We start from the raw sequence: 13,042 nt of genomic DNA, 5'->3' as shown, positions 1-13,042 counted from the left end.
AAGAGGCCGAGCTGGGCCCGCTGCGCCGCGCCGGCGCCGTGGTGCGCTGCGTGCAGCGCCCAAGCGGGCTGAGCGGCTGGGTGGAGCAGCGCTTCCAGTCCATGCAACGCCAGATCGCGGTGGTGGATGGCCGCACCGCCTGGTGCGGCCCCGGCGCGCCGGCCGCCAGCGCGGGCGCCCAGGGCCCGCACCTGCGCGTTCGCGGCCCCATCGTGCAGCGGCTGCAGCGCCTCTTCCTGGACACCTGGAAGACAGCCGAGCCCCGCCTGCGCATGCCCTCGCCACCGCCGCAGCCGCCCATCGCGCTCGCGGGGCGCCAGCGCATGGGCATGACCACCCGCGCGGGGTCGGCGCAGGCGGGCGGCTGCCCGCTCATCGGCGCGCTGGAGACGGCGCGCTTCAGCGTCTTCATCGCCCTTGCGCGGCGCGCCCCCTCCCGCCGGCTGGTGCAGGCCATCGCCGGCGCGGCCGGGCGTGGCGTCAACGTGTCGGTGCTGCTGCAGCACGGCGGCGCCTCCCACGCCTGGCCCTGGCGCGCCTGCTGCGCCGAACTCATGCGCGCCGGTGCCTGGCTGTACCAGGCGGACGGCACCCGCCCCCTGCCGCCGCACAGCATCGTGGACGGCGTGTGGTCCAGCGTCGCCATCGACACTGGCGCGGGGTGGCACAGCGGCGACGTCATCGAGGCGGCCCAGCTGATCGTGCTCGACCCGGGCTTCGCCAGCGAGCTCGACGACGTGTGCCAGGCCGCGATGGCCCACGCCCTGCTGCTCGACGCCCGGTCCCTGGCCGGCGCGGCGCCGTTCCAGACCTGGTTTCGCCCGCCCCAGCCGGCTCGCGCACCGGTGGCGGGCGATCACCCCCTCACGCCGTCGGTCGGCCGCTCCGTCGAAGGACCCGGTCTGAATCCTTGACGCCGGGGCGGCGCAGCGCGCCGCTGCGACGTGCCGCCGCCTCGCTCCAGGCGTAAGCGGGCAAGGCCAGCGCCAGGGGCAGCAGGTAGTAGGCGGCGCGGTAGGCCAGCACCACCGCGAGCACCTCGGTGGCGGGCAGCGCGCCGCTGAGCGTGGCCACGAACACCGCCTCCAGCACCCCCAGGCCGGCCGGCACGTGCGTGATCACCCCCGCCACGGCGGCCATCAGCAGCGCCCCGAGCACGGTGGCGAAGTCCACCCGCCCCTCGAACAGCACCCACACGATGGTGCCCATCAGCACCCAGTTCGCGCCACCGGCCAGCGCCTGCGCCAGCGCCAGGCGGCCCCCGGGCAGTGCCAGCTCATGGTCGCGCCAACGCAGCGTGCGCGGGCGGGAGACCGCGCACAACACCAGGTAGGCCAAGGCCAGCACGACCATGGCCGCACCCAAGGCGCGCAGCACCGCGTCGCCCGGTGCCCAGCCGCCTGGCAAGGCCGGCGGCGACCACAGCAGCACGCCGCCGGCCACCCAGAGGTACCCCAGCCAGTTGGTCGTCATGCTCAGCGCGATCACCTTGGCCACCGTGGCCGCGGCCACGCCCCAGCGCGTGTAGAGGCGCAGCCGCATCGCGAAGCCACCCACCAGCGCACCGAAGTTGAGGTTGAAGGCATAGCTGATGGCGGCCGTGCCCAGCGTGCGCGGCACCGACAGGCCATGGCGCGTGAGGTGCCGCCCCACCAGATCGAAACCCGCATAGACCGCGTAGCTCAGCGCCACCAGGCCGACGGCCAGGGCCACCCGCGCCGGCGAAAGCTGCCGCAGCGACACCCCCACCTGCGCCCAATCCACCGCGCGCGCCTGCTGCGCCACCAGGGCCAGCACCAGCGCGGCCAGGGCCCAGGGGGCGACGCGTTTCGTCCACCACCACAGGCGCTGCCATGCCGGGCTCATGACGGGTCCGGGTCCACCGTCATGGGGACCACGCGCGGCGCGCGGGTCGTGGTCTGCCGCGACCAGTCCGGGAAACGCCGCAGCGCGTGGAACACCACCATGCTGCGCACCGCGATCCAGGCCGAGCGCAGCCGCCCGGGCGTGGGCAACTCCACGCGCTGGCAGCAGGTCTGCAGCAGTTCATCGATGCGCCCGCACAGATGGCGGGCGAAGGCCTCGTCCCGCACGATGACGTTGGCCTCCAGATTCAGGCTCAGGCTGGTGGGGTCCAGGTTGCTCGAGCCCACGGTGGCCCACAGGTTGTCCACCACCGCCACCTTGCCGTGCAGCGGGCGCTCGTTGTACTCGTAGATGTTGATGCCCGCGCGCATCAGGTGCCGGTACAGCAACTCGCTGGCCCGCTTGACCCACAGCATGTCGGGGCGGCCCTGCAGGAACAGATCCACCTGCACCCCGCGCCGGGCGGCGCGGCGCAAGTCGCGCAGGAAGCGGTACCCCGGGAAGAAGTAGGCGTTGGCGATCAGGATGCGCTGGCGCGCGTTGCGGATCGCGGCGCGGTAATGGCGCTCGATGTCGCTGCGGTGCTCGTTGTTGTCGCGCGTGACGAAGGCGGCCAGCGCGCCTTCGCCCGTCACCTCGTCCACGCCCTTGCGCCGCAGGCTCGCGCGCCAGCGCCGCAGCCATTGCCCGCGCGCGGGCTGCGGCGCGTCCACGTTGGCGCGGCAGAAGGCCTGGATCTGCCCGACCAGCGGGCCCTGCACCTCCACCGCGTAGTCCTGCTTGGCCTGCTCGCCGAATTCGGCGAGGTGGTCGATGGAATAGTTGATGCCGCCGACGAAAGCGCACTTGCCGTCCACCACCACCAGCTTGTGGTGCATGCGGCGCAGCAGGTTGACGCGCGCGCCCAGCACGCGCTGCACCGGCTCGAACGCGCGCAGCTGCACGCCAGCCTCCAGCAGCGGCTTGGTGAACGACACCGGCAGGTCGGGCGAGCCCCAGCCATCCACCAGCACGTGCACCTGCGCGCCGCGCCGCGCGGCCTTCAGCAAGGCCTCGTGCAGCTGGCGGCCCACCTTGTCGTCGAACAGGATGAAGGTCTCCAGCAGCACCTCCTTCTCGGCGTTGGCGATCGCCTCGAACACGCGGGGGTAATAGCCCTCGCCGTTCTCCAGCAAAGTGATCTGGTTGCCGGGCACCCAATGCGAATTCATGCTGCGGTCTCCAGTTGAATGTCAGCGGCCAGCGGCGCGTGGTCGGACAGGCGCGCCCAGGGCCGGCGCGGCATGGGAACGGGCACGGCACTGGCCACGCCGCGCGTGTAGATGCGGTCCAGCCGCAGCAGCGGAAAGCCCGCCGGGAAACTGCGCGCGTGCTGGCCATGCGCGTGGCGAAACACCTCGCGCAGGCCGCTGGGCGCGAGCAATTCGTCGGCGCGCAGCCGCCAGTCGTTGAAGTCGCCCGCCACCACCAGGGGCGCATCCGGCGGCACATAGCGGTTGACGATGTCGCAGATCATGCCCAGCTGCTGGCGCCGGTGCGACTCGCGCAACCCCAGGTGCGCGCACATCACGTGCATGTCGGTCGCCAGTCCCGGCACATCCAGCACGCAGTGCAACATGCCGCGCGGCTCGAAGCCGTCGATCGACAGGTCGTGGTTTTCGTTGTGCAGCACCGGGTAGCGCGACATCACCGCATTGCCATGGTCCAGCCCCTCGGCCACGGCGTTGCGGCCGTAGGCGTGCTGCGGCCAGATCTCGTCGGCCAGGAACTCGTACTGCGCCGCGCTGGGCCCGCTGCCGCCCTTGACCTCCTGCAGAAAGACAATGTCGCTGCCCATGGCGCGCACCGCTTCCCTGAGCCCGTGCAACACGGAGCGGGTGTTGAAAACGTCGTAACCCTTGTGGATGTTCACGGTGAGTACCTGCATGCAGCCATGCTAGGCAGCGCACCACCCCGCGCTCTGTCAGACAAACGCGCATTCGCGCGCAGGCGCGCGCCCCTTCGCACCAAGCCGGGGCGGCGCGGCGGTGCCCCATGCACCGGCCGGTGCCGCTTCGCCCTCGTTTTGGTGCACCACCACGGCCGAATCGCGCGCCAACCGCTGGCACGCTTTCTGCTGACACTCCTGGCGCAAGAAGAGCCATCTGGGGTCCGCCCCGAGACAGCTCGGCACTCAGGTGCACTAGGGTTCCGACCGCGGCATGGCTCGCGGTGTCTGGTCCGAGAGTGTGCCGGCCTCATCGCAGGCTCCACGGAGGGACAAAAGCCCGGGAGAACGATCACAGATCGGTTCTTCCTGCGCGTCCCACCAACCCATGGAGTCCTCTGATGAAAAGCACCGCCGCCCTCACTGCATCCGCCAGCCCGCGCTCCAGCTCCCGCCGCAACCACTTCCTCAAGCCCGCCCTGGGCCTGGCCCTCTCGCTGGCCACCGCCGGCGCCTTCGCGCAGGCCAGCGCCCCCATGAAGATCGCCACGGTGGTGTGGATCGGCTACGGCCCCTTCTACGTGGCCGAGGCGCTGGATCTCTACAAGAAATACAACCTCAAGGTCTCGCTGCAGGTCTTCAACGACCCCGCGCTGATCCCCGCGGCCATCGCCTCCGGCGCGGTGGACGGCGGCATGCTGACCTACGACCAGGTGGTGGGCCAGGTCGCGGCGGGCCGCAACATGAAGGTGGTCATGCCGATCGACTACTCCAACGGCGGCGACGCCATCGTGGCCGACAGCAGCATCGCCAAAGTGGCCGACTTCAAGGGCAAGAAGATTGGCTACAACCCGCTCTCGCCCAGCGACTTCCTGCTCTCCTATGCACTCAAGACGGTGAACCTGAGCGAGAAGGACATCACCCCGGTGAGCATGACACCCGAAGCCGTGCCGGCGGCCATGGCCTCGGGCCAGTTGCCCATCGGCGTGACCTACGAGCCCAGCCTGTCGCAGATCCTCGGCCAGGGCGGCGGCAAGAAATTCAAGGTGGTGTTCTCGTCGAAGAACGCCCCGGGCCTGATCGCCGACGTGCTGGTGTTCGACGACAAGGTCATCAAGGCCAAGCCAGCCGAGATCACCGGCATCATGAAAGCCTACCTGGACGGGATGGCCTACATGAAGGCCAAGCCGGCCGAGGCGCACAAGATCATCGGCAAGTTCATGGGCGTGTCCGCCGCCGAGGTGAAGGAACAGCTCACCGGCGTCTACAACATCCCGCTGGCCGAGATGCCCAAGGCCTTCGTGCCCGCGAAGGAAACCACCTCGTACTACGCCAGCGGCGACATCATCGCCCAGCTGCTCAAGGCCAAGGGCCAGATCACCACGATCCCGGCCATCGAAGCCACGTTCGACGCCGGCCTGGTCAAGGCCATGGTCGCCAAGTAAGCCCCACCGGCTGCGGCCGCGCCAGCGCCCTCCCGGGCGACGGTGCGGCGCGCCCCGCCCTCCCGAAAGAGACAGACCCATGAAATCGGTATTCCGCTATGAGGACGGCGTGTGGCCCAACGTCGCGGCCCTCGCCTTCACCGTGCTCGGCTGGCCCGCGGGCATCGCCCTGCTCGGCCAGGCCAACGGCTGGCTCAACGCGCTGGGCGTGCTGCTGGTGGCGCAGACCCTGGTGTGGTCGGCCTACTTCATCCACGAGTTCGCGCACTACGCGATCTTCAAGACGCCGCAGGCCAACGAACGCTGGGGCACCTTCATGAGCTGGATCAACGGCAGCTGCTTCGCCAGCTTCGCCGACCTGCGCCGCAAACACATGCGCCACCACGTCGAGCGCGCCGACGTCATCACCTTCGACGCCCAGGCCTTCCTGCGCGCGCACCCCGCCATCCGCCGCACCGTGCTCGCGCTGGAATGGGCCTACATCCCGGCGGTGGAATTCGTCATGCGCGGCTTCGTCATCGCCATGCCCTTCATGGGCGAGAAAAAGAAGGCCGCGCGCGGCCGCGTCGTCGGCGTCGCCCTGGTGCGCATCGCCGCCTGGGTGGCGCTGGGCTGGTGGTCGCTCAAGGCGCTGGCGCTGTACGCGCTGGCCTACCTGATCTTCGTCACCGTGCTGCGCTTTGCCGACTGCTTCCAGCACACCTACGACGCCTACCCCATCCTCGACGACACGCCCATCCCCAAGGACAAGGTGCGCGACCGCGCCTACGAACAGGCCAACACCTTCAGCGACGTGGTGAGCCTGGACGCGAAGTGGCTCAACCTGGTGTGGCTCAACTTCGGCTTTCACAACGCACACCACGAGCGCCCCACCGCGCCCTGGTACCGGCTGCCCGCCTTCCACCGCGAGCTGTACCCGGCCGACTATGCGCAGGTGGTCACCGTGGGCGAGCTGCTGCGCAGCTTCCACATCAACCGCGTCAAGCGCGTGCTGGCCAGCAACTACGGCGCGGTGCAGCCGCCCGGCACGCCGGGCCGCGCCGACGGGTTCCTGGGTGCCGTCGGGGTTTCCTTCCTCACCGCGGTGTGATGCACCGCCCCCCCGTTGCTTGCTCACCGCGGGTCGCAGCCTTCGTCACAGCACACTGATATGGCATCCCTCCACTACGGCCTGGAAGGCAAGACCGTGCTCGTCACCGGCGCGGCCGGCGGCATCGGCAGCGCGCTCGCGCGGGCCTTCGCCGCGCAGGGCGCGCGGCTGATGCTGCTCGACCGGGCCGACACCTCGCTGCCCGTGCTCAGCGCCGAACTCGACGCCGCCGCCGCCGTCTGCGACCTGGGCGACGCGGCGCAGATCGCGCGCCTTGCGCAGCAGGTGCGCGAGCGCTGGGGCACGCTGGACGTGCTGGTCAACAACGCCGGCACCGAATACCCCACGCCCCTGGCCGACCCAGCCCCCGATGCCATGGCGCGCTGGTCGGCCCTGCTGGACAACAACGTGGGCTCCATGGTGCGGCTCACCCAGGCCCTGCTGCCCCTGCTGCCGCGCGGCGCGTGCGTGATCAACCAGAGCTCCATCTGGGGCCGCATTGGCGTGGCCGGGTTCTCGGCCTACGCCGCCAGCAAGCACGCGGTGGTGGGCCTCACGCGCTCGCTCGCGCTGGAACTGGGCCCGCGCGGCATCCGCGTCAACGCGGTCTGCCCCGGCTGGGTGCGCACCCCCGCCGCGCTGCGCTCGCTCACCGCCATGGCGCAGGCACAGGGCCGCACCGAGGCCGAGGTGGAGCGCGAGATCCTCTCCAAACAGGCCATGCCGGTGATGCTCGCGCCCGAGGACCTGGCCGGCGTGTTCCTCTTCCTCGCCAGCGACGGGGCCGCCCCGCTCACCGGCCAGTGCCTGGTGGCCAGCCATGGCGAGGTGATGGCGTGAAGAACCGACCCACCCCCGCGCCGGGCTTCGCCCGTCACCCCCTCAAGGGGGCCACACCAGCGGCCCGGCAAAGCCGGTTCCGCGGTGTGACCTTGACGGATACCTCGTCTGCCACAGGCACCTGACATGTCACAAGCCCAAAGCCTCTCACTGCAAGGAAAAACCGCGCTGGTCACCGGCGCGGCCACCGGCATCGGCCGCGCCATCGCCATCGTGTTCGCGCAGGCCGGCGCGCGCGTGGTGATCAACCACCTGGGCCAGGCCGAGGCCGCCCAGGCCGTGGTGCAGGCGATCCAGCGCGATGGCGGCGACGCGTTCGCGATCGACGCCGACGTGAGCCAGGCGGACGCGGTGCAGCGCCTGGTGGCCGACGCCGGGGCGCTGCACATCCTGGTCAACAACGCCGGCATCATCCAGGAGAAGCCCTTCCTCGACACCACCGAGGCCGACTGGGACCGCCTGCTCGGCGTCGATCTCAAGTCGGTGTTCCTCACCTCGCGCGCCGTGCTCCCCGGCATGGTGGCGCGCGGCAGCGGTGTCATCGTCAACCTCGCGTCCGACCTGGGCATCCTGGGCCGCGAGCTGTATGCCCCCTATTGCGCGGCCAAGGCCGGCGTGATCGGCCTCACGCGCTCGCTGGCGCGCGAGTTCGCGCCGCACGGCATCCGCGTCAACGCCATCGCGCCCGGGCCGGTCAACACCGCCATGGTCTCGCTGGCCCACATGAGCCCGCAATGGCTGGAGAAGGAACTGGCGATTCCGCAGCACCGCGTGGCCGAGCCCGAGGAGATCGCGGCGACCGCGCTCTTTCTCGCGTCCGACCTCGCGCGCTTCTACTGCGGCCAGGTGCTCGGGCCCAATGGCGGATCGGTGATGCCATGAGCGCCCCACCGTCCGACCGCCTCGCCACCGGCGTGCTGCTGTTCTCGGCCTCGCTCTGGGGCCTGTCGTGGATGCCGCTCAAGTGGTTCATCGCGCAGGGCCTGAGCGGGCCGTTGGTCTCGCTCGTCTCGTATGGCGCGGTGGGCCTGTGCGCGCTGGCCGTCATCTGGCGCCAGCGCGCGGCCTGGCGCGCGCACGCTGGCTGGCTGCTGGCGCTCGCGCTGGTGGGCGGCTGGGCCAACACCTCCTTCGTCAACGCGCTCATGGTGGGCGACGTGGTGCGCGTGATGTTCCTGTTCTACCTCTCCCCCGTGTGGTCGGTGCTGGGCGGGTGGCTGTTCCTGAAGGAGCGCATTCCGCCCACGCGCTGGGCCGCCGTGGCGGCGGCCATCGCGGGCCTGTGGCTGGTGCTGGGCGGCCCGGGCGCGCCCGACCTGTCGCTCTCGCTCTCCGACGCCCTCGCGCTGTCGGCCGGCCTGGCCTTCGCGGGCAACAACCTCATCGCGCGCGCCGCGCAAGGCGTGCCCCTGCAGAGCAAGACGCTTTCGGTCTTCGTGGGCTGCGGCGCCATCTCGCTGCTGGTCACCACCGCGCTGGGCCATGGCGCGCCCGCCCTGCCGGCGGGCGTGTGGCTCGCGGTGCTGGCCTACGGCTTCGTCTGGCTGCTGCTGGCCACCGCCACCTGGCAATTCGGCGTGACGCACCTGGAGAGCAGCCGCGCCGGCGTGATCCTGCTGGCCGAACTCGTGGTGGCCGTGCTCACCGCGCTGTGGTTCGGCGGCGAAACCCTCACGCCCATGGGCTGGGCCGGCGGCACGCTCATTGCAGTGGCCGCGCTGGTGGAAGCCCTGGACAACCGGACAACCGAACCCCGACCCCAACCCGCTTCGACAGGAGGATGAACCGATGACCGACACCGTGTGGATGAACCAGCTCTCCTGGGTGGACTACCAGGCCCGCGTGGTGCGGGACCAGCCGCCCGTGCTGCTGCCCGTGGGCGCACTCGAACAGCACGGCCCGCACCTGCCCCTGGGCACCGACGGCCTGCTCTCCAGCGCCGTGGCCGCCGACACCGCCGCCCTCGTCGGCGGCCTGGTCGCGCCCACGCTCTCGTATGGCTACAAGTCGCAGCCCAAATGCGGTGGCGGTCAGCACTTCTGCGGCACCACCAGCGTGGACGCCGCCACCCTCATCGGCCAGGTGCGCGACGCGGTGCGCGAGTTCGCGCGCCACGGCCTCACGAAGCTCGTCATCGTCAACGGCCACTACGAAAACCAGTGGTTCCTCATCGAGGGCATCGACCTCGGCCTGCACGACCTCGGCCCCGGCGCCAGGCTGCAGGTGATGCGCCTGGAGTACTGGGACTTCATGACGCCCGAGACCCTGGGCGACGTGTTCCCCGACGGCTTTCCCGGCTTCGCGCTGGAACACGCCGCCGTGCTGGAGACCTCGATGATGCTGCACTACCACCCCAACCTCGTGCGCATGGACCTGCTGCCCGACGACGGGCCGGCCGACTTCCCGCCCTACGAGATGTACCCGCCGCGCACCGACTGGGTGCCCGCCTCCGGCGTGCTCTCGTCGGCCAGAGGCTCCGACGCCATCAAGGGCCGGCTGCTGGCCGAGGAGGTCGCCCGCCGCATGGCCCAGGCCGTGCGCACCGGCTTCGAGAGGCCCGCGCCATGACCACCGCGCTCCTCGTCATCGACATGCAGCGCGACTTCTGCAGCCCCGGCGGCTATGCCGATGCCGCCGGCATGGACGTGCGCCGACTGCGCGAACCGATCGCGAACATCCAGCAACTGCTGGCCGCCGCGCGCGCCAAGGGTCTGGTGGTGGTGCACACGCGCGAAGGCCACCTGCCCGACCTGAGCGACTGCCCGCCCGCCAAGCTCGCGCGCAGCATCGCCGCGGGCGCGGCCATCGGCAGCCAGGGCCCGCTGGGCCGGCTGCTGGTGCGCGGCGAACAGGGCCACGACTTCGTGGACGCGCTGCAGCCCGCCGCGGGCGAATTCGTGGTGGACAAGCCCGGCTACGGCGCCTTTCACCAGACGCGCCTGACGCAGGTGCTCGCCGCGCACGGCGTGCAGCGGCTCATCCTGTGCGGCGTGACCACCGAGGTGTGCGTGCACTCCACGCTGCGCGAAGCGGTGGACCGGGGCTTTGCCTGCACCACCGTGGGCGACGCCACCGCCGCGAGCAACCCCGCGCTGCAGGCGCCCGCCCTGGCCATGATCGACGTGGAGGGCGGCATCTTCGGCCGCGTGCGCAGCACCGCCGAGGTGGTGGCCGAACTCGGCCAGGCGGCGGCCGAGCGCGACCGCGTCACCACCTGGGTGCAGGCATTCACCGGCGCCTGATGCCCATGCAAGAACCGACCATTCCCGAGCGCTACCACGGCGTGTGGCAACGCACCCTGCTTGAAACCCCCGAGGGCCGGGACACCACCAGCTGGGTGCACTGGCTGCAGACCGGTCTGTGGCACGGCGACCTGCGCGTGCCCGCCGGCGCCGACCGCACCACGCGCGCAGGCCGCGCGCTGCAACAGGGCTTTGCCGGCACCACCACCATCACCCGCCCCGACCCCGCGCAGCCCGAGGTCTGCACATGGCAACGCACCGTCGACTTCCAGCCGCCGCGCAGCACGCCCGACGCGGGCCACATGGTGTTCGAGACGCCCGCGTGCGTGATCGAGACCGGCCTCCATGGCCGCTACCTGGAGGTGTGGGAACGCCTGCCCGGCTCGGTGGGGCGGCGCATCGCGCTGGCCGCGCTGGACGCGCAGGGCCAGCCCACGGCGCAGCGCCTGCTGGTGAGTGGCCGCTACCTCATGCACCTGCGGCCGCGCACCACGCCCTGGCCCGGCGATACCGCGCCCGACGACACGCTGGCCCAGGTGGTGCAGCGCCACGGCGCCGACGCCGATGCCCTGCTGGACTTCGATATCGCCTTCGGCCCCTGGGACGACGGCGTGTGGGCGGTGGAGCGCGCCACGCGGCCCGAGCGGGAGCGCCTGAACCACCCCTGCACACTGGCGCGCGTGAGCGAGAGCGAAGCCACCGCCAGCGGCGCCGGCCTTCCAGGCCGCTGGCGCGTGCTGGAGTGGCACGCCGCGTGAAGGCCTAGGGCGCCCTGGGGTGGCGGGAGGGCAGCGAGACCGACAGCAGTTCGTGGGCCTCCACGATGGCCATCGCCACCTCTTCGGTCGTGGTCCGCTTGGCCATCGCCTGGTCGCGAATCAGGTCGTAGGCCTCCGTCTCCGAGACGTGGTGGCTCTTCATCAGGATGGCCTTGGCATCGGCGATGTGCCGCACACCGAGCAGCTTGGCCTCCACCTTCTTGAGGCGCCGGGCCAGCGCGCGGTTCACCTTGTGGCTCTCGCGGGCCAGCACCAGCGCGGACAGCAGGCCGAACGAGCGCACCGGCGAAGGCAGCACGGCCTTGGCCTCCAGGCCCAGGACCACCTCCACGATGGTCGGGTTCTCGTAGTTCACCACCGCGATCACCGTCGGCGCGTCCTCGGCGTGGGCCCAGTCCATGTTGAGGTTGAGGATCTCCGGGCGCACCGCCAGGAACACCACGTCCACATCCTTGCCGATGGACTGCACGGGCGGCCAGAAGGCCTGCACCTTGCAGCCGATGCGCTGCAGCTGCTGCGTGAGCTGGCGGCCGTCGGAGTCGTCCGGATGGACCACCGCCACCGTCAATGTGCGAAGCTCCTTGAGCTGCTGGGGCGTGGCCCGCAGCGCGCGTGGAGGCTCCGCGCGGTCGACCATCAGGACTCCAGCGTGTCCAGGCGGGCGGCCCAGTCGCCCAGCGAATGGGTGACGAGGTAGGGATCGGGGTACACCGACCTCCTCGCCTGGCGAACGATGGTGAACTGGCTCTCGGCGTTCACCCGGCCGATGCGCGGGTACAGGCAGGTGTGGTGGTTGTTCGGGTCGATGCGCACGCGGCCCTGCGGCGCGTCGAACTCGCTGCCCAGCACGTGGGGCATGAGCTCGGCGATGTCGTCGCTGCGCGACTGGCGCATGGCGTTGGCGAAGATGTGCAGCTGGAAGTAGGACGCCTCCCAGCACAGGTTGGGCACGCAGCGCTCGCCCAGGCGCCGGCGCAGGCTTTGCAGGCAGCGCTGGTTGGCGGCGGACTCGATCGACTGGAAGTAAGGCGCCGAGGTGTAGTGCCCGGTGGCCAGGCCCTTCTCCATCTGCGAGATTTCCGCCTCGGAGGTGGTGAGGCTGCCGATGGGCATGGTCTTCGGGTCGAAGCCGGCATCGGCATAGGCGCGGTACAGGGCGGCGGTGGAGTCCCCCACCACGGTGGAGAAGATGAAGTCGGGCCGCTTCTGGCGCACGTCGTCCATGATGTCGGCGAAGTCCTTCTCGGTGGCGTCCAGCGCCACGTAGCGTTCGGCCAGCTTCTCACTGCCCTGGCGCTGCATCACCAGCTCGCCCATGATGCGGTTGGACTCGTAGGGGTAGATGTAGTCGGACCCGATGAGGTAGACGCGCGCACCGAAATTGGCCGTCATGAACTCCGCCAGCTGCACGCTGTTCTGGTTCGGCGCGGCGCCGGTGTAGATGACGTTGGCCGAATACTCGAAGCCCTCGTACAGCGTGGGATAGAACAGCAGCTTGTTCCACTTCTCGATGACGGGGATGACCGCCTTGCGGCTGCTGGACATGTAGCAGCCGAAGATCACGTTGACCTTGTCCTGCAGGATCAGCTGCTCGGCCAGCTGGGCATAGCGCTGCGGGTTGGACTGCGCGTCGTAGTGCACCGGCACCAGCTCGCGGCCGTTGATGCCGCCAGCCTCGTTGATTTCATCGATGGCCAGCAAGGCACCGTGCAGCTGCGACAGGCCGATGGTGGAGGTGACGCCGGTGGAGGAAAACAGCACGCCCACGCGCACGGGATCGCGGTCAACCATGGCATCCCCCGGAGGCGGCCGGCGCGGCGGCGTGGGTGCGGGCGAGGGTCTTCATGGGCATG

Annotated in this window: 14 protein-coding genes and 1 riboswitch; of the genes, 9 read left to right on the top strand and 5 right to left on the bottom strand. The window is 70.7% G+C overall.

The window, feature by feature from the left end:
- The coding region (locus KIT86_RS15710; RefSeq protein WP_297400001.1) for a hypothetical protein at positions 1-914 on the top strand (914 nt) is incomplete at its 5' end.
- On the opposite strand, the gene KIT86_RS15705 is transcribed toward KIT86_RS15710, so the two are convergent.
- From KIT86_RS15705 to KIT86_RS15695, 3 genes are read right to left on the bottom strand one after another with little or no spacing between them, the layout of a single operon-like run.
- Complete coding sequence (locus KIT86_RS15705; protein ID WP_297399999.1) at positions 865-1,866, bottom strand: lysylphosphatidylglycerol synthase domain-containing protein; 1,002 nt, start codon at positions 1,864-1,866, stop codon at positions 865-867. The two genes, KIT86_RS15710 and KIT86_RS15705, sit on opposite strands and share 50 nt — an antisense overlap.
- Complete coding sequence (gene clsB / locus KIT86_RS15700) at positions 1,863-3,077, bottom strand: cardiolipin synthase ClsB (RefSeq protein WP_297399997.1); 1,215 nt, start codon at positions 3,075-3,077, stop codon at positions 1,863-1,865. Before clsB ends, KIT86_RS15705 begins: the two co-directional genes overlap by 4 nt.
- Positions 3,074-3,793, bottom strand: coding sequence for an endonuclease/exonuclease/phosphatase family protein (locus KIT86_RS15695; RefSeq protein WP_297399995.1), 720 nt, complete (start codon positions 3,791-3,793; stop codon positions 3,074-3,076). The genes clsB and KIT86_RS15695 overlap by 4 nt, the downstream gene beginning before the upstream one ends.
- Before the next feature lie 244 nt (positions 3,794-4,037).
- Positions 4,038-4,142: riboswitch (guanidine-I (ykkC/yxkD leader) on the top strand.
- 52 nt (positions 4,143-4,194) lie between these two features.
- Here KIT86_RS15695 and KIT86_RS15690 point away from each other — a divergent pair.
- From KIT86_RS15690 to KIT86_RS15655, 8 genes are all read left to right on the top strand, one after another.
- Complete coding sequence (locus KIT86_RS15690) at positions 4,195-5,238, top strand: ABC transporter substrate-binding protein (protein ID WP_297399993.1); 1,044 nt, start codon at positions 4,195-4,197, stop codon at positions 5,236-5,238.
- 79 nt (positions 5,239-5,317) lie between these two features.
- Complete coding sequence (locus tag KIT86_RS15685) at positions 5,318-6,328, top strand: fatty acid desaturase (protein ID WP_297399991.1); 1,011 nt, start codon at positions 5,318-5,320, stop codon at positions 6,326-6,328.
- Between the two features lie 60 nt (positions 6,329-6,388).
- Complete coding sequence (locus tag KIT86_RS15680; protein WP_297399989.1) at positions 6,389-7,168, top strand: SDR family NAD(P)-dependent oxidoreductase; 780 nt, start codon at positions 6,389-6,391, stop codon at positions 7,166-7,168.
- 126 nt (positions 7,169-7,294) lie between these two features.
- On the top strand, positions 7,295-8,050 hold the full coding sequence (locus KIT86_RS15675) for an SDR family NAD(P)-dependent oxidoreductase (protein ID WP_297399987.1): 756 nt from the start codon (positions 7,295-7,297) through the stop codon (positions 8,048-8,050).
- Positions 8,047-8,952, top strand: a complete 906-nt coding sequence (locus KIT86_RS15670; RefSeq protein ID WP_297399985.1) for a DMT family transporter — start codon at positions 8,047-8,049, stop codon at positions 8,950-8,952. The genes KIT86_RS15675 and KIT86_RS15670 overlap by 4 nt, the downstream gene beginning before the upstream one ends.
- 4 nt (positions 8,953-8,956) lie before the next feature.
- Complete coding sequence (locus KIT86_RS15665; RefSeq protein ID WP_297399983.1) at positions 8,957-9,736, top strand: creatininase; 780 nt, start codon at positions 8,957-8,959, stop codon at positions 9,734-9,736.
- Positions 9,733-10,410, top strand: coding sequence for a cysteine hydrolase family protein (locus KIT86_RS15660; protein WP_297399981.1), 678 nt, complete (start codon positions 9,733-9,735; stop codon positions 10,408-10,410). The genes KIT86_RS15665 and KIT86_RS15660 overlap by 4 nt, the downstream gene beginning before the upstream one ends.
- A gap of 5 nt (positions 10,411-10,415) precedes the next feature.
- A complete protein-coding gene (locus tag KIT86_RS15655) occupies positions 10,416-11,168 on the top strand; it encodes a hypothetical protein (protein WP_297399979.1) in 753 nt (250 codons plus the stop codon).
- Between the two features lie 4 nt (positions 11,169-11,172).
- Here KIT86_RS15655 and KIT86_RS15650 read toward each other — a convergent pair whose 3' ends face one another.
- Together KIT86_RS15650 and KIT86_RS15645 are read right to left on the bottom strand one after the other, a co-directional pair.
- Complete coding sequence (locus KIT86_RS15650; RefSeq protein ID WP_297399977.1) at positions 11,173-11,826, bottom strand: ANTAR domain-containing response regulator; 654 nt, start codon at positions 11,824-11,826, stop codon at positions 11,173-11,175.
- Positions 11,826-12,980: a transporter substrate-binding domain-containing protein gene (locus KIT86_RS15645; RefSeq protein ID WP_297399975.1), complete on the bottom strand. Its 1,155-nt coding sequence runs from the start codon at positions 12,978-12,980 to the stop codon at positions 11,826-11,828. The genes KIT86_RS15650 and KIT86_RS15645 overlap by 1 nt, the downstream gene beginning before the upstream one ends.
- Positions 12,981-13,042 lie beyond the last annotated feature (62 nt).

It is taken from the genome of Hydrogenophaga sp. (assembly GCF_026125825.1).
GTDB lineage: Bacteria > Pseudomonadota > Gammaproteobacteria > Burkholderiales > Burkholderiaceae_C > Hydrogenophaga.
This window is presented reverse-complemented; position numbering and strand designations above follow the sequence as displayed.